19 protein-coding genes are annotated in these 19158 nt (G+C 33.9%); 7 read left to right on the top strand and 12 right to left on the bottom strand.

Translation table 11 applies throughout. From position 1 onward, the window contains the following. Positions 1-13: 13 nt before the first annotated feature. On the bottom strand, positions 14-895 hold the full coding sequence (locus ACXX80_RS03600; protein WP_458552049.1) for a flavin reductase family protein: 882 nt from the start codon (positions 893-895) through the stop codon (positions 14-16). Between the two features lie 176 nt (positions 896-1071). On the opposite strand from ACXX80_RS03600, the gene ACXX80_RS03605 reads away from it, so the two are divergent. After that, entirely contained in the window at positions 1072-2226 is a 1155-nt protein-coding gene (locus tag ACXX80_RS03605) for a sensor histidine kinase (RefSeq protein WP_458552051.1), read from the top strand. Here ACXX80_RS03605 and ACXX80_RS03610 read toward each other — a convergent pair. From ACXX80_RS03610 to greA, 3 genes are all read right to left on the bottom strand, one after another. After that, the gene (locus ACXX80_RS03610; RefSeq protein ID WP_458552053.1) at positions 2218-3390 is read right to left on the bottom strand and encodes a transglutaminase domain-containing protein; all 1173 of its coding nucleotides are present in this window, start codon (positions 3388-3390) and stop codon (positions 2218-2220) included. The two genes, ACXX80_RS03605 and ACXX80_RS03610, sit on opposite strands and share 9 nt — an antisense overlap. Before the next feature lie 94 nt (positions 3391-3484). Further along, positions 3485-3874, bottom strand: a complete 390-nt coding sequence (locus tag ACXX80_RS03615) for an HIT family protein (RefSeq protein ID WP_458552055.1) — start codon at positions 3872-3874, stop codon at positions 3485-3487. A 44-nt stretch (positions 3875-3918) separates the two neighbouring features. After that, the gene (greA, locus tag ACXX80_RS03620; protein WP_458552056.1) at positions 3919-4395 is read right to left on the bottom strand and encodes a transcription elongation factor GreA; all 477 of its coding nucleotides are present in this window, start codon (positions 4393-4395) and stop codon (positions 3919-3921) included. Between the two features lie 162 nt (positions 4396-4557). On the opposite strand from greA, the gene ACXX80_RS03625 reads away from it, so the two are divergent. Then, positions 4558-4971 (top strand): Rieske (2Fe-2S) protein, encoded by a 414-nt coding sequence (locus tag ACXX80_RS03625; protein WP_458552057.1) that lies wholly within the window; start codon positions 4558-4560, stop codon positions 4969-4971. Between the two features lie 59 nt (positions 4972-5030). Here the strand turns inward: ACXX80_RS03625 and ACXX80_RS03630 are convergent, their stop codons facing one another. The 6 genes from ACXX80_RS03630 to ACXX80_RS03655 form a co-directional block, all read right to left on the bottom strand. After that, positions 5031-7181: a TonB-dependent receptor gene (locus tag ACXX80_RS03630; protein ID WP_458552058.1), complete on the bottom strand. Its 2151-nt coding sequence runs from the start codon at positions 7179-7181 to the stop codon at positions 5031-5033. 236 nt (positions 7182-7417) lie between these two features. After that, complete coding sequence (gene arfB / locus ACXX80_RS03635; RefSeq protein ID WP_458552059.1) at positions 7418-7819, bottom strand: alternative ribosome rescue aminoacyl-tRNA hydrolase ArfB; 402 nt, start codon at positions 7817-7819, stop codon at positions 7418-7420. Positions 7820-7821: 2 nt separating this feature from the next. Beyond that, on the bottom strand, positions 7822-9945 hold the full coding sequence (locus tag ACXX80_RS03640) for a DUF4301 family protein (RefSeq protein WP_458552060.1): 2124 nt from the start codon (positions 9943-9945) through the stop codon (positions 7822-7824). Further along, positions 9900-10529 carry a nicotinamide riboside transporter PnuC gene (pnuC, locus tag ACXX80_RS03645; RefSeq protein WP_417950671.1) on the bottom strand — a complete coding sequence of 210 codons (630 nt, stop codon included), beginning with the start codon at positions 10527-10529 and terminating at the stop codon, positions 9900-9902. The genes ACXX80_RS03640 and pnuC overlap by 46 nt, the downstream gene beginning before the upstream one ends. Before the next feature lie 14 nt (positions 10530-10543). After that, positions 10544-11260, bottom strand: a complete 717-nt coding sequence (locus tag ACXX80_RS03650) for a phosphoglycerol geranylgeranyltransferase (protein ID WP_458552061.1) — start codon at positions 11258-11260, stop codon at positions 10544-10546. A 37-nt stretch (positions 11261-11297) separates the two neighbouring features. After that, positions 11298-11927 (bottom strand): 4'-phosphopantetheinyl transferase family protein, encoded by a 630-nt coding sequence (locus ACXX80_RS03655; protein WP_458552062.1) that lies wholly within the window; start codon positions 11925-11927, stop codon positions 11298-11300. A gap of 251 nt (positions 11928-12178) precedes the next feature. Here ACXX80_RS03655 and ahcY point away from each other — a divergent pair, with 251 nt between their 5' ends. The 3 genes from ahcY to ACXX80_RS03670 all read left to right on the top strand — a co-directional run bounded on the left by ahcY (position 12179) and on the right by ACXX80_RS03670 (position 14384). Then, positions 12179-13495, top strand: a complete 1317-nt coding sequence (gene ahcY / locus ACXX80_RS03660; protein WP_458552063.1) for an adenosylhomocysteinase — start codon at positions 12179-12181, stop codon at positions 13493-13495. A 280-nt stretch (positions 13496-13775) separates the two neighbouring features. After that, positions 13776-14051: a hypothetical protein gene (locus tag ACXX80_RS03665; RefSeq protein WP_458552064.1), complete on the top strand. Its 276-nt coding sequence runs from the start codon at positions 13776-13778 to the stop codon at positions 14049-14051. A 57-nt stretch (positions 14052-14108) separates the two neighbouring features. Further along, positions 14109-14384 carry a hypothetical protein gene (locus ACXX80_RS03670; protein ID WP_458552066.1) on the top strand — a complete coding sequence of 92 codons (276 nt, stop codon included), beginning with the start codon at positions 14109-14111 and terminating at the stop codon, positions 14382-14384. Between the two features lie 155 nt (positions 14385-14539). Here the strand turns inward: ACXX80_RS03670 and rpmA are convergent, their stop codons facing one another. After that, positions 14540-14806, bottom strand: coding sequence for a 50S ribosomal protein L27 (rpmA, locus tag ACXX80_RS03675; protein WP_086453627.1), 267 nt, complete (start codon positions 14804-14806; stop codon positions 14540-14542). A 33-nt stretch (positions 14807-14839) separates the two neighbouring features. Next, entirely contained in the window at positions 14840-15475 is a 636-nt protein-coding gene (gene rplU / locus ACXX80_RS03680) for a 50S ribosomal protein L21 (protein WP_282743419.1), read from the bottom strand. Between the two features lie 232 nt (positions 15476-15707). On the opposite strand from rplU, the gene ACXX80_RS03685 reads away from it, so the two are divergent. After that, entirely contained in the window at positions 15708-17033 is a 1326-nt protein-coding gene (locus ACXX80_RS03685; protein WP_458552067.1) for a M16 family metallopeptidase, read from the top strand. Between the two features lie 13 nt (positions 17034-17046). Continuing rightward, positions 17047-19095 (top strand): M16 family metallopeptidase, encoded by a 2049-nt coding sequence (locus tag ACXX80_RS03690; RefSeq protein ID WP_458552068.1) that lies wholly within the window; start codon positions 17047-17049, stop codon positions 19093-19095. Positions 19096-19158 lie beyond the last annotated feature (63 nt).

The following is a 19158-nucleotide window of genomic DNA, read 5'->3' on the forward strand; positions in this document are numbered from 1 at the left end:
TAATTGTTTTGCTCTATTTTTTTCTTTCCGCTAAAAGTACTTTCCATGCTGAAAACACATCATTACTATCTAAATATTTTTTAGCTTCAAGATGCACTTTTAATTCATCATCGGAGCTTAAAACTCCTTTTACCGCGAAATTTTGTTTTACAAATATACTAACTTCTTCTTTGGTAGGCAAGGCTTCAATATTGCCTAAAATTCCTAAATCGTTACCATCAAAAACAGGACTTCCTTTTATAAAATCAGGAATCGCATCCACTCCAATTCCTAATGTGGATAATGGTTTTGGCACTTCAAAAAGACCTTTATTCGATCTGGAATACCAGTTACCTCCTAATCTGGAAACTAAGTCTATTTTATGTTGATCAATCGCTCCGTTTTCGTCTAAAATAGATTCATCAATATGAATGCGCAAGACTTCACAAAGAATCAAATTCCCTGCGCCTCCTTCTGTTCCCAAAGGAATAATCTGAGTGACTTTACATTCAAATTGAACAGGTGATTCTTTTACTCTAAAAGGCTTTACAACCTCTGAAGCAATTGGCGTCAAGCCAGATTTTATAAACTCATCAACTCCATCAGCATATTCTGTGCTTGCCAGAGAAGTTTGCTGCACCATGTCATAATTCACCACATTAATCACTACTTCCCGAGTTGCTTCGGCATTGATTAACGTGTGTTTTATTGAATTATCACGAACGCGTCTTGCTGGTGAAAATATCAGAATCGGAGGATTCGCACTAAACACATTAAAGAAACTAAAAGGCGATACATTAGGAATTCCATTTATACCAATAGTACTGGCAAAAGCGATAGGCCTTGGCCCAACAGAACTTTGCAAATACCCTTGCAATTTTGATGTTTCGATACTTTTAGGATCAATAGTTATCATACGTTTTTAATTTATTTCTGAAAGATACAAAAATAGACAAATGAATTAAGTTTAAGAAGTAGTAACCCTAAATTACAATAAAATAAAAGGTATGATTTTTCCAAAAAAAATTCTTTCCCTAAAACTAAAATACAAAAGCATTTATTTCGTTATATTTATACCTCTAAATTATATTTATGCAGTTTTCTGAAAGAAGAAATACGACTCGTTGGGTTATTATTTTTGCATCCTTTTTTATCATTTCATTAATTCTCTGGAACACTTATACTTTTTTTCAAATCTTCAAAAATGAAGAACGTTTAAAAATGAACCTTTGGGCAAAAGCTCAAAAAACGCTCAATAATGCCGGTGAAAATACCGATGTAGAACTTCCGCTTCAGATTTTCAGTAACAATACTTCCATTCCTATTATCCTTACTGAGAATGACCGTATCATAAACACTGTAAACATTGACGATGCCATTGTAAAAAATGAGCTCAAAGCCAAGGATTTTTTATCCAAATTAAAAAGCGAAAATGAACCAATAGTCATTGAATATGTACCAGGGAAATTTCAAAATTTATATTACGGTAATTCCGCATTACTGAATAAACTGAAATATTATCCTGTTGCTTTAGTACTTATCATTGTGCTTTTTGGCGCGCTCGTTTACAATTTTTACAGAAGCACCAAAATGGCCACGCAGAATAAACTTTGGGCGGGAATGGCAAAAGAAACGGCACATCAGATAGGAACTCCGCTTTCTTCCTTGATTGGCTGGGTCGAACTCTTGAAATCTGAAAATGTGGACGAAAGCATCACTTTCGAAATTGAAAAAGACATTGAACGTTTACAAACCATAACAGATCGTTTTTCTAAAATAGGTTCGGAACCAAAATTAGAAAATAAAGACATCGTAGCAGAAACGCTGCAGTCTTACGACTATTTGCAATCCCGATTTTCTAAACAAATTGAGTTTTCATTCAAAGCACCAAAATCTCCTATCCTTGTTTCTTTGAATCCAACTTTACACAGTTGGACCATTGAAAATCTTGTCAAAAACGCCATCGATGCCATGAAAGGAAAAGGAAGATTAGCGCTAGAGATTCAGCAAGAAGGCGATTCAGTAAAAATAAACGTTACTGATACTGGAAGCGGTATTCAAAAAAGTCAGTTCAAAAGCATCTTTGAACCTGGATTTACAACTAAAAAACGCGGTTGGGGATTGGGTCTTTCATTGACTAAAAGAATCGTGGAAGAATACCATAAAGGAACCATCAAAGTGCTGAATTCCGAAATTGGAAAAGGAACAACGATGCAAGTCAGTTTCAAAAAAAGCAATTTAGTTTAACGGAGCACCAAACCAAGAAACTTTAGAAAACATCGTTTTTCTAACTATTTTAGACTTACTCAGATAATTTTTTACAAACAATGAGTGCTCTTCGGCTTGTGCCAAAGCTGCTCCAATTGATGATTTAATCGACGCTACATTAGATGCATTTTTATTACCAACTGCACCAACGCTGTAAATATCGTTCTGACATTTGGCTAGTTTTGCTCTTGGTATTTCAATCATACTACTAATTTCATCATCTGAGAAAGTAGGCTTGAACTTATTGTTTCTGTAATGAATAAAATCATTCAGTAACACAACAGCCTCATTCATATCATTCACAATAGCATTCAATTTTTCAATATTGTTATTTTGTCGCAAATAAGTCAATTGTTGCTTTTTACCTTCATAGCGTTCGAGAATCATAGCATTTTTCAAGCCGTTTTTCTCTATTCTTTCTGCCGAAGCAAATAATTGATCAGCTTCAGACAAGTCATTATATTTGGTGATTTCTTTCTCAAAATCAAAGAATTTCTTAGTTTTATTGATTTGGATTTTCCCTTCATAAAACTCACCATTGGTAATAGGATAATTCGAAAATTGCCATAAATAATCAAATGGAATGTGTGAAGCGATTATTTTAGCGGGCTCAGCCTTAAAATAATAGTTGTTTATTTTTTTAGAAAACCTCCCGTTATTGACATAACCAGAACCCCAAGTTGGATCAAATACATACCACTTTTTATCAATTTTTGCAGCTGTCCAAGCGTGAGCTAAATCACCTACTTTTCCGTTTTGCTTTGTATATCCATCAATTATATAGGATTGGATTCCTATTTTTTGCGAAAGCTCATTAAAAACAACAGCATAATGAATACAAACCCCTTTTCTGGTTCGCAATGTCTTTGCGATTTTTTCTTGTTCGGTTTCATTAAAATTTACGGCAAACATATTAGCAACATCATAGCTGATATTTGTTGCGGTCCAATAAAAAACAGCTCTAATTTTATCTGTTTCTGTTTTGAAATTACTATTGATATATTTGGCAATTGCATCGGTAGAAGTAGTTGAACTAGCAGGAATAACAGCCATTTTGGCATCAACCAAAGAATAACCTGTGTTGACCTGTCCAAAACCCAGAATCGAGATAAAGAAAAAGAGTACTAAATAAATATTTTTCATAATAATAATGTAGGCTCAAAAATTAAAAGGGGATAGGTTTTCACCTATCCCCTTTCTAAACTAAAATCATACCAATTTATTTTATATACAACTATTATAAATTGGTTTTTATGCTTTCTGCCAAAGCTTCAAATTCTTCTTTTGAGAGCGATACTTTATTTTGAAAACGCATTTCATCCATTTCATTCAAGGGAATCAAATGAACGTGAGCGTGGGGAACTTCTAGTCCTACAACTGCCATTCCGATTCTTTTACACGGAACCGTTTTTTCCAGAGCAACCGCTATTTTTTTAGAAAACTGCATCAGTCCGATATACAAATCATCTTCCATCTCAAAAATCTTATTTATTTCTTGTTTCGGAATACAAAGTGTGTGTCCTTTTGCATTTGGATTTACATCCAAAAAAGCAAGAAAATTCTCATCCTCTGCAATTTTGTAACACGGGATTTCTCCGTTTATAATTTTTGTAAATATACTTGACATTGTTGAATTGGTTAATTGTTTGAATCCGTTAAACCTTTAACTATTTAATCGCGAGAAATCTCTAAAATTTCAAATTTCAACACTCCGTTTGGAACCGTGATTTCTGCCACTTCTCCAACTGATTTCCCTAGTAAACCTTTACCAATTGGTGAGGTTACAGAGATTTTTCCGGTTTTCAAGTCGGCTTCACTTTCAGCTACCAGCGTGTATTTCATCTCCATTCCATTGGCTTGATTCTTGATTTTCACATTCGACAAAACCAACACTTTAGAAAGATCTAAATGGGATTCATCAATTAATCTGGCATTCGAATGTACTTCTTCAAGTTTAGCAATACGCATTTCCAGCATTCCTTGCGCTTCTTTGGCAGCATCGTATTCAGCATTCTCTGAAAGGTCACCTTTATCTCTTGCTTCGGCTATATCTGCAGATGCTTTTGGACGCATTACGCTTTTTAAATAATCTAATTCTTCTCTTAATTTCTTCAACCCTTCTGCGGTGTAATACGATACTGTACTCATAACTTCATCATTTATATAAATAGAAAAAATCCCATCAGGACGGGATTTCTTTCCACAAAGATACTATTATTATTTTTTCGTCTATAAATATATGTTAATCATATATAATTCAAAGTTAAATAAATTAAATTTGTTTCACTAATACTTTGACACTATTTTAAAATGAAAAAATACCTGCTGCTTTCCGTTATAATTCCTTTCTTTTTTTCGTGTAGTGATTCTGGTTTTGATAATACAAATCCATTTGTGCCTAATTATACTTTTACCGTAGATATTAATATGAATTTGCCAGCGTATTCTAATTTAAAATATCCCAGCAATGCAATTTATTACGCAGGAGTGGGCGCGCGCGGTATTATTGTTTTTAATACGGGAAGCGGTTACAATGCTTTTGATGCAGCTTGTCCCAATCAAGCTATAAGCACTTGTTCTACTATGACCATAGATGGAATAAATGCAGTTTGTGGATGTGACAGTAAAGAATACAGCTTATTTACCGGACAAGGAACTTTACAATATCCCATGAAACAATATCGAGTTCAAGTAAACGGGACGGCACTTAGAGTTTATAATTAAACAAAAAATCCTGACAGCGAGCCATCAGGATTTCATCCAATAACAAATAATTTAATTCTTTAAAACTTCAATGTCAAACCAGCAAGGAAGTTAATCCCTGCTTGTGGGTAGTAGTATGGGTATATATCATACATGTATCCGTTAGAAACGTATTTTTTATCTAAAAAATTATTCACTAAACCAGTCAACACAATTTCTTTGAAGATGGTTTTAGGTTTAAAAGTGTAGGCAATATTTAAATCATTTACAAAATAATCAGCCAGCTTAGCAGCCGGTAATTCAATGTTATTCATGTATTGTTCGCCCACAAATTTTTGCATCCATGAAACATGAAGATTCTCAACTGGTGTATAGACCAAAATATTTCCGGCAATAATCGATGGTGAATATGCAATATCAGTTGTCCCATAATTCTGTCCCTCTACTGCTAAATCAGTATTTTTATTAGCACTCAAGGTAAAATTAGGGCGAATAATCAATTGATCTGTCAATGCTATTGTAGCATCTACTTCCAGTCCTAAACGGTAACTTTTTTCACTGTTAGAACGTATCGGAGCGCCTACATCATCTAAACTTCCCGTCAAAATCAATTGATCTTTATAGGCCATATAATACACATTGGTATTGAATTGTACTTTTTCAGCAACATATCGCCAACCCAATTCAAAGTCATTTAACTTTTCTGGCTTTACGTTTCCGCCTTCATAATCAGTTCTGTTTGGTTCTCTGTTCGCTCTTGCATAGGAAAAATACAAAGCATTATTAGCATTGATGTCATACGTCAATCCTGTCTTTGGATTAAAAAAATTAAACGTATCATCAACCACATCTGCCTGAACCCCGTTCGCTTTATAATTTACCGTACGGTATTGTAAATCTCCAAATAAACTTAATTTCTCTGTGATTTGGTAATTAGCTTTGGCAAAAAAAGTTCCATCAGTTTTAACGGCATAATCATCATAATAACGATCTTCTAATTCGCTCTGTGAAGCAAATCGCGCCCAAATAACTTTCCCAAAATGGCTGCCTTCATACTTATTCCATCCGCCACCAAAAATCACATCCAGTTTTTCTTTCTTGTAATTTGCAGAAAATGTTGTTCCGTAGAAATCGTTATCCAACCATTTTTGACGAATCAAATCAGTTGTTGTAACGGGACCAACTGGCTGTAATCCATAATCGGCTAAATCAGCGTCTTCTTTGTAATTTTCATAAAACCCTTTTCCTTTTGTGTAATGCAACGCAAAATTAGTACTCCAGTTTTCTGATATTTTTTCGTTCCAATGCAATTGAGAGTGATCTTGTTGGTAATTATCGGTTTCATTGTCATAAAAACGAGCATTTCCTTGTTCGTCCGTAAAAGCTCCTGCTGAATTAAAAGTGCGATCATTGTTCAATGTTTCGCCGTCAATTCCGTTCCAAGATTGATATGTTTTCTCTTTTCCTCCAAACACCAAGGCTTTTATCAAAGTAGTTTTGCCTACATAGGTACCCTGAAGAAAATAGGATTTTAAATCAGATGCACCGCGGTCCACATACCCATCCGAATTTAAAGCAGACAAACGTCCCGCAATTTCGAAATGATCGTTCATCAAACCCGTACTGAATTTTACGGTGTGTTTTCGAGTATTGAAACTTCCAAAAGAGTTGGAGATTTCTCCAGTGCTTTCTTTGGCAAAATTATCAGTAAGCATGTTTAAACTAGCACCGAAAGCTCCTGCTCCGTTAGTAGAAGTTCCTACCCCGCGTTGCAATTGCAAACTCTCCAATGATGAGGCAAAATCAGGCATATTTACCCAATAGGTTCCATGACTTTCAGAATCATTGTAAGGGATTCCGTTAATGGTAACATTTACTCGCGTTGCATCGCTTCCACGAACGCGAATTCCGGTGTAACCCACACCATTTCCGGCATCAGAAGTGGTAACCACCGAAGGCAAATAATTCATCAAAATAGGAATGTCTTGTCCTAAGTTTCGGAATTTGATTTCCTTTTTGCCTAAATTGCTAAAACTCACTGGAGTTTTTGTAGTCACACGAACCGCTGAAACCAAAACTTCATCGAGTTGGTTTACTTTGGTAGTGTCTTTGACTTGTGAGAAAGTGAAAAGTGAAAAGTGAAAAGTGAAGAGTATGAAAAATACTCTAATTAATTTTTTTGAGTTCTCGGTCATCGACTCTTGACCAATTTTGTAAAATAAAGTATTCATCCGTAAAAAGATTACGAATAAAAGGGGGAATTATTCTTTTGTTAAATTAAAAAATGATTGTTTCCTATGACAAATAAAGTAGCGTGCACACTATTTGTTTGTCATTTTTTCCCTTGACAACATTACTTGTCCAGGTTCTTTGGGTATAATCTCAGCTCGTTATTTAGAGCACCCCTTTGAGACAGCGCAAAACTAATTATAAATTGTGAATTATAAATTATGAATTGGAATAAATTTTAAAAATCAGGTTTTCTGCGTGTTTTTTTAATTTCAGAAATGTTCTTTTTATCCTTTATTCGCTTTCTAATAACAGACTTGGGAATTTTAGTTGGTTTACGTTCTTTAGGAATAAGCAACGCATTTTTTACAAGGTCAAAAAATCGTTTAGTTACAATTTCTTTGTTCCTTAACTGACTTCTATCTTCGTCACAATTCAATATTAAAACTAAATCAGTCGTTAATCTTGAAGACAATTTGATTTCGACCAAAAGTTTTTCTTCTTCGGTTAAAGCCTGAGAATTTTTCAAATCAAAAGTCAAAACCACTTTAGAGGAAACTTTGTTTACATTTTGTCCGCCAGCACCACTGCTACGAACAGCTTTGAAACTTAACTCTGATATGATTTTTTGTTTTTCCAATTTTATTGAGGTTGATGCGCTGATTTTAATAAATCATTTACGCTTTTTACCGGATTGAATGTAATTAAAGGAACTTGCACAAATATGGTGATCCAGTTTGCCATGGCGCCATTCCATAAACCAGGTAGTTCATAGGATTTAATAGCTCTTCCAAATGTAGTTTTCTCCACAATAAAACCACTATTATGATCTACAAACTGAGTCAGATCAAACTTCTCTTTTTTATAGTTCTTGATTCCGCAAACTATATCTACAGGATTAAAATGCGTAGAAGCATTCAGTATTTCTCTTTGATTATCATCTGATAAATCTACTTGGGAACTCTCAACAATTTGTAACGAAATTAAACCTTTTTTGTCTTTTACCCAAAATGGGCCACCACCGGCTTCGCCTTCATTTTTAACCATTCCACAAACTCTAATAGGTCTATTTAAAATAGTTTTAATTTCGATTATTTTATCTTCAAAACTAAGCTTGTAAAAGCTGTTTGAGATACTAATATTTAGTTTTTCCTGCAAAAAAAGTAAAATTTCCAAACCGTTTTCCTGTTGAATTTCATCAGCATCTATTGCATGTAAATACTTAAATACCTGCTGTTGCAATTCTATTAAAATTCCTGCCAATGCTTTTTTATACAAAGCTATTTTGTCAATATTATTTTGGATAACGTTGTCAATATTTTTTATAAAAACAATATCGGAATCTAGATTGTTTAAGTTTTCTATCAAGGCTCCATGACCGCCCGGTCTAAAAAACAGCTTCCCATTTTCATCTCTAAAAGGGTTGTTTTCAAAATCTACTGCAAGAGTATCCGTATTCTCATTTTGACAAGAATAACTGGTATGTATTGCTATTCCTGATTTTTTTTCTAATTTACCTTTAATGGCATTAATCATCGTTTCAAACTGTGTCAAATGTAATTCTGACACCGTAAAATGCAAGTTTGATTTTGAATTTGAATTTGCATAATGAATACATTCATTGAGATGCTCTTCTACTGGTGTATAAATATGATTTTGATATCTATGAAAAGGAAGTACACCTTTGGGCTTGCCGGCAAAATTGAAATAATCTGGAGCCAAAAGTAATTTTATAAAATAATAATTTTTATAATCTCGATGAAGAAAATCAAAGTCAATAAATTCCTCTCTAAGTTTTTTATCAACTGCTTTAAAGAATGGAAATTTTTCTAAACCAACTATAAAAACAGGAAGTTCTGTTTCTTTTTTTCTATTTATATAAGCATTAATCGTTTCATTTTCGAGATCAAAATCCTTCAAAAAGGCTAGTAAAAACTTAAACATTCTTGTTGCTGCACCAGATGCGGGAACAAATTTCTCCAGTTTAAAATTTGACTTATTCTCATCAAAAAAAATTGCCTTTTCATGGAAATCAATTTCAGATAATTTTAAAATACCATTGAATAAAGTTGCAGGCCCAACCAGATTACTTTTTGTAATTCCATTTCTAAAAAAATCAAGTTGCTGTTGGATGTTTTTTAAAGGAACACCTTTTTCATAAATCTGAACAAAATCAAGCGAAGAAAGTCCCATTTCTTTGGCCTTTGTTAGATCATTGATAATGGCAACTGCTTTCTTCAGCCGTAATTTTTTATCTCCTGAAAGAATTACAAATGGTTTTTTATTATCGATTAAGGATTGTTTAAAATTTGCAAACACCGACTCTCTTTCGTCTGGACGATCTCTTAAATCATCTTTCTCCCATGGAATATCAATGTCCGTAAGAAAAAACAAGTCATACTCATGTTCACGAGCTGCTTGATCTAATAATGGATCACAGTAATTATAATATACTTCAGAAAAAACCTTCGTAACTAATAAATTAGTATCACAAAAAAGATATTTATTAGCAATTAAAGTGCTTTCATTTTCTAATTTAGTTTGCCCAAAAGCAATGGGAAGCATGTCATCAATGCTACAAATTTGTTTATCTAAATCCCATTTTTCTTGCAGATATTCACGTGCATATTCAGGAACCCATTTGGTTTTATAATATTCCGCAAGCTGTCTAGCCAATGTTGTTTTGCCAGTGCTTTCGGGACCAAATAAGGCTACTTTTATTATTTTTGTAGCTCCGTTTGAGAGCTGTCTGAGATTTTCTTCCATTCTAAATAGCCAAAAATGGCAACTATTGTAAATACTACGTATTGAAAACTGGTAAAAGTAAAACCTTTTGAAAAATATAATGGAATTGAAATTACATCTCCAATAATCCAAAATATCCAATTTTCTACTTTTCTTTTGGCCATGAGCCACATTCCTACAAAGAAAATTCCTGTGATAAATGTATCTACATAAGCATACCAAGTGGTGAATTTTCCGAAATAGTGATACACCGAAACCACAAAAGCGACCGTAAATATAAAAAGAATTATCGCAATACGTTTTTCTGAACTCGAAATTTTTGAAATTGGGAACTCAATTGTATCATCTTTTTTTCGGGTCCAATGATACCAACCATAAATACTCATAACAAAATAGTACCCGTTGATCATCATATCACCCCATAAAGTCCATTTCCAAAGCAAATAAACATATATAAATGTACTTACTAATCCCGTTGGAAAAACCAAAATATTGTCTTTTTTAGCGTACCAAACACTTAATAAACCAAAAATAACCGCCACAATTTCTAAAACTATGTCTAAGGTTGGGTAATCTCTATATTGAGAAAAAAAGTATTCTATCATTAGTCAATCTAAAATTATTGATTAAAAAAGTTTATGTCATTTTCAAAAGCAGTTCCTATTACAACTAAATCCGCTCCGGAATCATAAGCGTTTTGAATTCCTTGCAAATCTACAATTCCGCCTCCAACAAGTATTGGAATTTCAATATTTTGAGAAACTAATGCAATCATTTTTAATGGGACAGCTTGTTTAGCGCCACTTCCCGCTTCCAGATATATTAACTTATTGCCTAACATTTCGCCGGCTTGCGCCGTAGCCAATGCTAAATCAAGATTATTTCTATCTAAAGGTTTGGTTTTGCTCACTCTTTCTACGGCGGTTTCAGTCCCGCTTTCAATGAGTATATAGCCTGTAGAAATAATCTCAAGTTGGGTTTTCTTTAAAACAGGAGCTGCTTTTACCTGATGTTCAACTAAATAATCTGGATTGCGACCAGAGATTAACGACAAAAACAAAATCGCATCGGCTTTATCTGAAATCTGGGATGGGTTTCCGGGGAAAAGAACGATAGGTAAATTACAGTTTTGTTTAATTTTCACAATTAATTCATCTAAAATATCGTTTTCGACGTGGCTTCCACCAATAAAAATATGGCTTGCCGGTGAATGATTGATTTTTGAAATCAAAATGGATAAATTCTCCAAAACTACTTTATCAGGATCAAGAAGAATGGCGAGTAATTTTGTATTCTCGCTTTTTGCTTTTAAAATGTCTTTATAAATATTTGTCATACTTTTTACCGCAAATTCGCAAATTTGCGGTTTGTTTTTAATTTTCGAAAGCGTAAACTAATGTAAAATCCTCTATTTCTTCAAAATGAATATTGAAATCTTTAACTAAATTATTAAAATGAAGTTTGGCATTAGTTAGTTTAGCGTTAACATGAAACTCCTCAACACTTATGTGGTCTTTGAAACTGATTCCTTTTTCGTTTCTAATTTTGAAAATGGATTCTTTTGCTCCCCAAATAACCGTTAATTTCCTGATGTATTCTTCACAATCCATATCTAAAAATTGAAATTCGGAGTCACAGAATTTATCGGCGATTCGAGTGATTTTATGTCTTTGCAATTCGATATCAATACCTACGGTTTCGTCACTGATAATAATTGCCGAAAAATTATGGGAATGTGTTATCGAAATATATTTCTCTCCTTGTAAATGTGGCTTGCCGAATTGATCGTAATACAAATCTAAATCGGTATGTCCCGTTTCCTGCAATAACTTGCGAACACTAAGGAATGCTCGCTGATGCATTTCAGATTTCATTCCGTTTAGTCGGATGCGATTGTTATCGTTTAAAACGACTTGGTCGAATAATTCTGAATAGGATTCGGTTACTTTCCAAACGAGAATTTGAGTTCTAGAATTAATATGTATCGTTTTGTAAAGCGGCATCGTGTTCTGGTTTCGTTTTTTAGCCCCGGTAGCAGCGGCATCCTTTTTTCACGCTTTTTTGCGTGTAAAAAGATATAGCGAATAACGGGAAATAGCTCCAGAAACTGAAACAAGATCAGCTTCATGAAATTATTTAGTTAATGTTCAAAAGATTAGCGAATTAAACAATTCATAAATCTTCTAGAAAATAGTTAAATTCTAAAGTTATTACGTAAATTTGCAAAAAAATTTACAATACAAATATACTATAAATGAGTACATCGACTATGCCTTTTGTGGCTTTCAAAGTTAAAGACATTTCTCTAGCAGCTTGGGGAAGAAAAGAAATTGAACTAGCAGAAGCTGAAATGCCAGGTTTAATGGCGCTTCGTGCGGAATATAAAAACGAACAACCACTTGCTGGCGCTCGTATTGCTGGATGTTTGCACATGACAATCCAAACTGCAGTTTTGATTGAAACTTTAATAGCTCTTGGTGCTGAAGTGACTTGGAGTTCTTGTAACATTTTCTCTACTCAAGATCAGGCTGCTGCTGCGATTGCTGCTGCAGGAATTCAAGTTTATGCTTGGAAAGGTTTGAATGAGGAAGATTTTGACTGGTGTATCGAGCAAACGTTATTCTTTGGTGAAGATAGAAAACCATTGAACATGATTCTTGATGACGGTGGAGATTTAACGAATATGGTTATTGACCGTTACCCTGAATTAGTTGCTGGTATCAAAGGTTTATCTGAAGAGACTACAACAGGAGTTCACAGATTATACGAAAGAGTAAAAGCGGGAACATTGCCAATGCCGGCAATCAACGTGAATGACTCGGTTACTAAATCTAAATTTGACAACAAATACGGTTGTAAAGAATCTGCAGTTGATGCGGTTCGTCGTGCAACGGATGTTATGCTTGCTGCAAAAAGAGTAATCGTTTGTGGTTACGGTGACGTAGGTAAAGGAACTGCAGCTTCTTTTAGAGGTGCTGGTTCTATTGTTACCGTTACTGAAATTGACCCAATTTGTGCTTTACAAGCTGCAATGGACGGTTTTGAAGTAAAAAAATTAGATACAGTTATCGCAACTGCTGATATTATCATTACAACTACTGGAAATAAAGATATCGTTTTAGGTTCTCATTTCGAGAAAATGAAAGACAAAACTATCGTTTGTAACATCGGGCATTTTGATAACGAAATTGATATGGCTTGGTTGAACACAAACCACGGTGCATCAAAAGTAGAGATCAAACCTCAAGTTGATAAATACACGATCGCTGGAAACGACATCATCGTTTTGGCTGAAGGTCGTTTAGTAAACCTTGGTTGTGCTACAGGTCACCCAAGTTTTGTAATGAGTAACTCATTTACAAACCAAACTCTTGCTCAAATCGAATTGTGGAAAAACAGTGCAGCATATAACAATGACGTGTACATGTTACCAAAACACTTAGATGAGAAAGTAGCAATGTTACACTTAGCTAAATTAGGTGTTGAATTAGAGACTTTACGCACTGATCAAGCTGATTATATTGGTGTTCCAGTTGAAGGTCCATTCAAACCAGAATATTACAGATACTAGTCTAGAATTAGATTTTTAGATTATTGGATTTTTAGAACCCTTGCAGTCCTGAAGTTTCGGGAGCAAGGGTTTTTTGTTTTAGAGCATGACCCTTCGTAAAAACTACGGGTCGGGCTATAGGCTGTATCTTTTATTGCGATGCGCTTCATAAAAGGATGCCGCTGCTATCCCTCATGCTAACAAGCTGAATTTTTTTTAATAGAAAGCTTTTCCAATACACTTTACAAAAGTAAATTTAATATTGTAGTTTTACGTAAGTACAAAACTAAAAAAAACTATTATGACTCCCATAAAACCCTATTTAGTCATACTGTTGTCAATTGTTTTTCAAAGTATAGTAGCACAAGATAACGACAGAAGCGCATACCAAACTCAATTGTTTAAATTAGCAATAAAAACGAGCGAGAGTGGTGACTATCTGGAAGCAATAAGAACGTTTGCAATTAGTAACAATATTATTCCTAAAGCTGAAATCGCAGCGTTTGCAGTAAAAAAAGGAGATTCCTTAAAAGGGATACTACGACAAAACAAAATCAACGAACTAATTGGAAAATAGAAATGGATCCCCAAAGAAGGCAATTGGGCAATACGAGAAGATAATTTAGTTGGCAAAATGATCCAGATTACTGTAGAAGAAATTCAGTTTTTTGAATTATATAAGAATGCCAAAGAATGGAAACTAGTACAAACCGACAAGAACCGATTTTCAGAAAATCCAGAATCGTATTCCTTTACTGAATTTTTAAGTTCTAATAATGAAGTGTGGGATTATAATATTGATTCCAATACTGGAGAATTAATTGCAACCTATATTGGAGAAAAAATCGAAAACAATTACACTGAATTAGTTTGCGGAAATCAAAAACTTAACTATTTCAAGTTACAATAGTTCCAAACCTTCAACCCAACAAAAACCATTCGTTTTTTTACTCAAAAACAGTTTTTAAACTGCACTCACAAATAAAAATCACAAATCAATTAAAAACAAAAAAACCGTCTCGTTATTCAAACGAGACGGTTTTTTTAAATAATTGAGAAAATCAATTATGCTTCAACTTCGAATGGAAGTATAGAAACATATGATTTGTTATCTCTTTTCTTTTGGAAGAAAACAACTCCATCTACTCTTGCGTGTAGTGTGTGATCTTTACTAATGTAAACATTTGCACCTGGATTATGTTTTGAACCTCTTTGTCTTACGATGATGTTCCCAGCAATAGCAGCTTGACCACCAAATATCTTAACGCCTAAACGTTTTGATTCTGATTCTCTACCATTCTTAGAACTACCGACACCTTTCTTGTGAGCCATGACGTATTAGTTTTATATTTGTTAATAAATTAATTAAACAGCTTTACCACCGTTTAATTCATCTTGTAATTTTTTTAATTCATCCATTTTACCATCTGCAGCTAATTGTGCTTGTTGAGCCCAAGTAGTTGGATCTAAATGAGATAATTTAGATTCTGATGCTTCTAAAATCGCTTTTACCGCATCAGCGCTTGTTTTTGCTAATTTAGAGAATGTAGTAATACCAGCTTCAACTAATGCTTCTGCTGCTTTAGGACCAACTCCTTCAATTAATTTCAAATCATCAGCTTTTTTTGCTGCTTTTGGAGCTTTTGCTTCAGCAACTTTTTCAGCTTTTGGAGCTGCTTTTTTTGTACCTGATGCAGAAATACCTTCAATTACAATTTGAGTAAGATACTGTCTGTGACCGTTTCTCTTTTTGTATCCTTTTCTTCTTTTCTTTTTGAAAACGATAACTTTATCTCCTTTTAAGTGTTGTAACACTTTAGCTTCTACTGAAGCACCTTCTATAGCTGGGGCGCCTAAAGTGATAGTTCCGTTATCATCTAATAAAAGAACTTTGTCAAAAGAAACTTTTGAACCTTCTTCATTAGTCAAACGGTGAACATAAACCTTTAAGTCTTTGCTTACTTTGAACTGTTGCCCTGCTATCTCTACGATTGCATACATACTGAATTGTTTTAATAATTTTTAAGGTTGCAAATATACAATTAAATATTTAACCTGCAATTAGTAAAACAAAAAATATTCTTCATCTCTAATGTCCTGATTTCTCATGCTTTTGAAGCCAATTAAGAAAAAAATGAAATGAACAGTTGTTAAAGTTTTATTCTGTACTATTTTTGATGTAACAATAACCGTTTTTCCGTTACTTATAGAAAATAAAATTATTAATCCAATTATGAAAAAATCAATAATGGCCTTAAGTACAGCGCTCATGCTTGGTGGAGTAGCTTCGGCTCAAAAAGTAGTTTTCGAAGAATATAATTTAGATAATGGCATGCATGTCATTTTACATAACGACCCTTCTGCGCCTGTCGTTGTCACTTCCGTGATGTATCATGTAGGTTCCAAAGACGAAAAACCGGACAGAACAGGTTTTGCCCATTTCTTTGAACATTTATTATTTGAAGGAACTGAAAACATTAAACGTGGCGAATGGATGAAAATTGTAAGTTCAAATGGAGGAACAAACAATGCGAACACTTCCGATGACAGAACCTATTACTATGAAGTATTTCCTTCTAATAATTTAGAATTAGCCCTTTGGATGGAATCCGAAAGATTAATGCATCCTGTAATCAATCAAATTGGGGTTGACACTCAAAATGAGGTTGTGAAAGAAGAGAAAAGAACCAGTTTTGACAATCGTCCTTATGGAAACATCCTTACGGTTGTAAAAGAAAATATGTTCAAGAAACATCCGTATCGTTGGAACACCATTGGTTCAATGAAAGATTTAGACGCTGCAACCTTAGAAGAGTTTCAGGCATTTAATAAAAAATTCTACATTCCAAACAATGCTGTTTTAGTCGTTGCCGGTGATTTCGAAAAAAATCAGGCTAAAGAATGGATTCAGAAATATTTTGGACCAATAAAAAAAGGAGCTGATGTAACGAAACAAACTTTTATTGAAGAACCAATTACTCAAACGTTAAAAGCAACATATCAGGATGCTAACATCCAGATTCCAATGTTAGTGGCTTCATACAGAACACCGTCAATGAAAACTAGAGATGCAAGAGTTTTGGATTTCATTTCTTCTTATTTAAGTGATGGAAAAAGTTCTAAATTGTATAAAAAAATCGTTGACGAGAAAAAAATGGCATTACAAATAGGCGCCGTAGGTTTTAGTCAGGAAGATTATGGAATGTATATCTTGTATGGTTTACCAATGGGAGCAAATACAGCTGCTGATGTATTAAAAGAAATTGACGAAGAAATTGTAAAAATTCAAACAGAACTAATTTCGGAAAAAGATTTTCAAAAATTACAAAATAAGTTTGATAATAATTTCGTGAATGCCAATTCAAATGTAGAGGGAATTGCTGAAAATTTAGCAACCTATTATATGCTTTACGGCGATATCAATTTAATCAACACCGAGATAGAACTTTTACATTCTATTACTCGTGAAGAAATTAGAGACGTAGCAAAAAAATATTTGAATCCAAATCAACGATTACTTTTGGATTATATTCCTTCCACAGAACAGACTAAAAACTAAGACATTCTAAATCATGAAAAAAACAAATATATTATTATTCATTTTGTTGGTAACAGGAATTATGCAGGCACAAGATCGCACACAACCAAAACCTGGAGTTTCACCAGTAGTTAACATCAAAAAACCACAAACTTTTGTTATGTCAAATGGTTTGAAAGTTATGATTGTTGAAAATCACAAACTGCCAAAAGTTAGTTTCAGTCTTTCATTAGACAATGCTCCTTATGCCGAAGGCAATAAAAAAGGGGTTGATGAATTAACGAGCAGCATGATAGGAAATGGAAGTAAAAAATTAGCCAAAGATGCTTTCAATGAAGAGATTGATTTTCTGGGAGCTGACATTAATTTTAACTCACAAGGAGCTTACGCAAGCACTCTTTCTAAATATTCTAAACGAATACTAGAATTGATGGCTGAAGGAGCTTTACATCCAAATTTTACTCAAGAAGAATTCGAGAAAGAGAAAGCAAAATTACTGGAGGGACTTAAATCTCAAGAAAAAAGTGTTCCTGCCATTGCAAATAGAGTTGTTGATGCGCTTGCTTTTGGAAAAAACCACCCTTCTGGTGAGTATATGACCGAAGAAACGATTAAAAACGTAACTCTTGCTGATATTCAAGCTAATTATGCTAATTATTTTGTTCCCGAAAATGCTTATCTAGTGATTATTGGAGACATTAAATACAAAGAAGCAAAACCAATTATAGAGAAACTATTTGGATCGTGGGAAAAAAGAAGTACGCCAAAACTGACCTACGCTGCACCAGAAAATGTACCGTTCACTCAAATCAATTTTGTTGATGTTCCTAATGCCGTGCAATCAGAGATTTCATTAGTAAACACTGTGAATTTAAAGATGAGTGATCCTGATTTCTTCCCTGCTGTAATCGCAACTTCTATTCTTGGTGGTGACTTCAATAGTTACCTTAATATGAATCTAAGAGAAAAACACGCATGGACCTATGGTGCCAGTTCCGTAATAGGAAGTGGAAAATACGTAACTAAATTAAGATCGACTTCAGCGGTAAGAAACGTTGTTACAGACAGTGCGGTAGTTGAATTTATAAAAGAAATCAAAAAAATACGTACCGAAAAAGTAAGCGAGGAATTATTGAGTAACACTAAAGCAGGTTACATCGGACGATTTGTGATGCAGGTAGAAAAGCCGCAATCAATCGCACGATACGCCTTGAATATAGAGACCGAAGATCTTCCAAAAGATTTCTATGAAAACTATATCAAAACCATCAATGCCGTAACTGCCGATGATGTACTTCGTGCAGCCAACAAATATTTCCTTTTAGATAACAAACGAATTATTATTGCCGGAAAAGGATCTGAAGTAATCCCAGCTTTGGAAAAGCTAAAAATTCCAATGTTTTATTTTGACAAATACGGTAATCCATTGGAAAAACCAGTTTTCAAAAAAGATATTCCTGCTGGCGTAACTGCCAAAAGTGTAATCGATAATTACATCAAAGCTATTGGTGGAGAAAAAGCGGCTTCTGCTGTAAAAACAATTGCGATGAACGGAACTACAACAATTCCGCAAGCGCCTTCACCTTTAAATTTTACTACAAAAATTGATGCTAAAGGCAAACTAATGGTTGAATTAGCGATGGGAACCATGAGCTTGATGAAACAAGTGGTAAATGAAAAAGGAGCTTATGTAATGCAACAAGGACAACGCCAAAACATCGAAGGAACGACGCTAACTGACATGAAAGCAAGCGCAACAACTTTTGAAGAATTATTACTTTCTAAAAAAGAAGGGTTAGTATTAAGCGGTATCGAGACAATAAGTGGAAAAGAGGCCTATGCCGTAAAAAACGGAAAAACAACATTCTATTACGATGTGACTTCAGGATTAAAACTAGCTGAATCCAAAGTAATAGAACAAGGCGGTCAAACCATAACGCAAACTACAAATTACGGAGATTACAAGGATGTAAAAGGCGTTAAAATTCCTTTTAATATTATTCAAAATATAGGATTTGAATTGGATATTAAAATATCTGACGTAAAAATCAATGAAGGTGTTTCAGATGCTGATTTTCAATAATCAAAACTTGGATTAATAAACAAAGGCTGTCTTTTTAGACAGCCTTTGTTATTTTATACTCTT

It is taken from the genome of Flavobacterium sp. GNP002 (assembly GCF_054343795.1).

What these genes read in the sequence shown, in the direction of transcription:
- ACXX80_RS03625 (WP_458552057.1), top strand. Translation starts at nt 4,558, where the DNA reads ATGAAAAAATACCTGCTGCTTTCCGTTATAATTCCTTTCTTTTTTTCG.
- ACXX80_RS03640 (WP_458552060.1), bottom strand. Translation starts at nt 9,945, where the DNA reads ATGGAAGAAAATCTCAGACAGCTCTCAAACGGAGCTACAAAAATAATA.
- ACXX80_RS03655 (WP_458552062.1), bottom strand. Translation starts at nt 11,927, where the DNA reads ATGCCGCTTTACAAAACGATACATATTAATTCTAGAACTCAAATTCTC.
- rplU (WP_282743419.1), bottom strand. Translation starts at nt 15,475, where the DNA reads ATGTATGCAATCGTAGAGATAGCAGGGCAACAGTTCAAAGTAAGCAAA.
- ACXX80_RS03605 (WP_458552051.1), top strand. Translation starts at nt 1,072, where the DNA reads ATGCAGTTTTCTGAAAGAAGAAATACGACTCGTTGGGTTATTATTTTT.
- ACXX80_RS03630 (WP_458552058.1), bottom strand. Translation starts at nt 7,181, where the DNA reads ATGAATACTTTATTTTACAAAATTGGTCAAGAGTCGATGACCGAGAAC.
- ACXX80_RS03670 (WP_458552066.1), top strand. Translation starts at nt 14,109, where the DNA reads ATGATCCAGATTACTGTAGAAGAAATTCAGTTTTTTGAATTATATAAG.
- greA (WP_458552056.1), bottom strand. Translation starts at nt 4,395, where the DNA reads ATGAGTACAGTATCGTATTACACCGCAGAAGGGTTGAAGAAATTAAGA.
- ACXX80_RS03685 (WP_458552067.1), top strand. Translation starts at nt 15,708, where the DNA reads ATGAAAAAATCAATAATGGCCTTAAGTACAGCGCTCATGCTTGGTGGA.
- rpmA (WP_086453627.1), bottom strand. Translation starts at nt 14,806, where the DNA reads ATGGCTCACAAGAAAGGTGTCGGTAGTTCTAAGAATGGTAGAGAATCA.
- ACXX80_RS03615 (WP_458552055.1), bottom strand. Translation starts at nt 3,874, where the DNA reads ATGTCAAGTATATTTACAAAAATTATAAACGGAGAAATCCCGTGTTAC.
- ACXX80_RS03690 (WP_458552068.1), top strand. Translation starts at nt 17,047, where the DNA reads ATGAAAAAAACAAATATATTATTATTCATTTTGTTGGTAACAGGAATT.
- ahcY (WP_458552063.1), top strand. Translation starts at nt 12,179, where the DNA reads ATGAGTACATCGACTATGCCTTTTGTGGCTTTCAAAGTTAAAGACATT.
- ACXX80_RS03665 (WP_458552064.1), top strand. Translation starts at nt 13,776, where the DNA reads ATGACTCCCATAAAACCCTATTTAGTCATACTGTTGTCAATTGTTTTT.
- ACXX80_RS03610 (WP_458552053.1), bottom strand. Translation starts at nt 3,390, where the DNA reads ATGAAAAATATTTATTTAGTACTCTTTTTCTTTATCTCGATTCTGGGT.
- ACXX80_RS03650 (WP_458552061.1), bottom strand. Translation starts at nt 11,260, where the DNA reads ATGACAAATATTTATAAAGACATTTTAAAAGCAAAAAGCGAGAATACA.
- pnuC (WP_417950671.1), bottom strand. Translation starts at nt 10,529, where the DNA reads ATGATAGAATACTTTTTTTCTCAATATAGAGATTACCCAACCTTAGAC.
- ACXX80_RS03600 (WP_458552049.1), bottom strand. Translation starts at nt 895, where the DNA reads ATGATAACTATTGATCCTAAAAGTATCGAAACATCAAAATTGCAAGGG.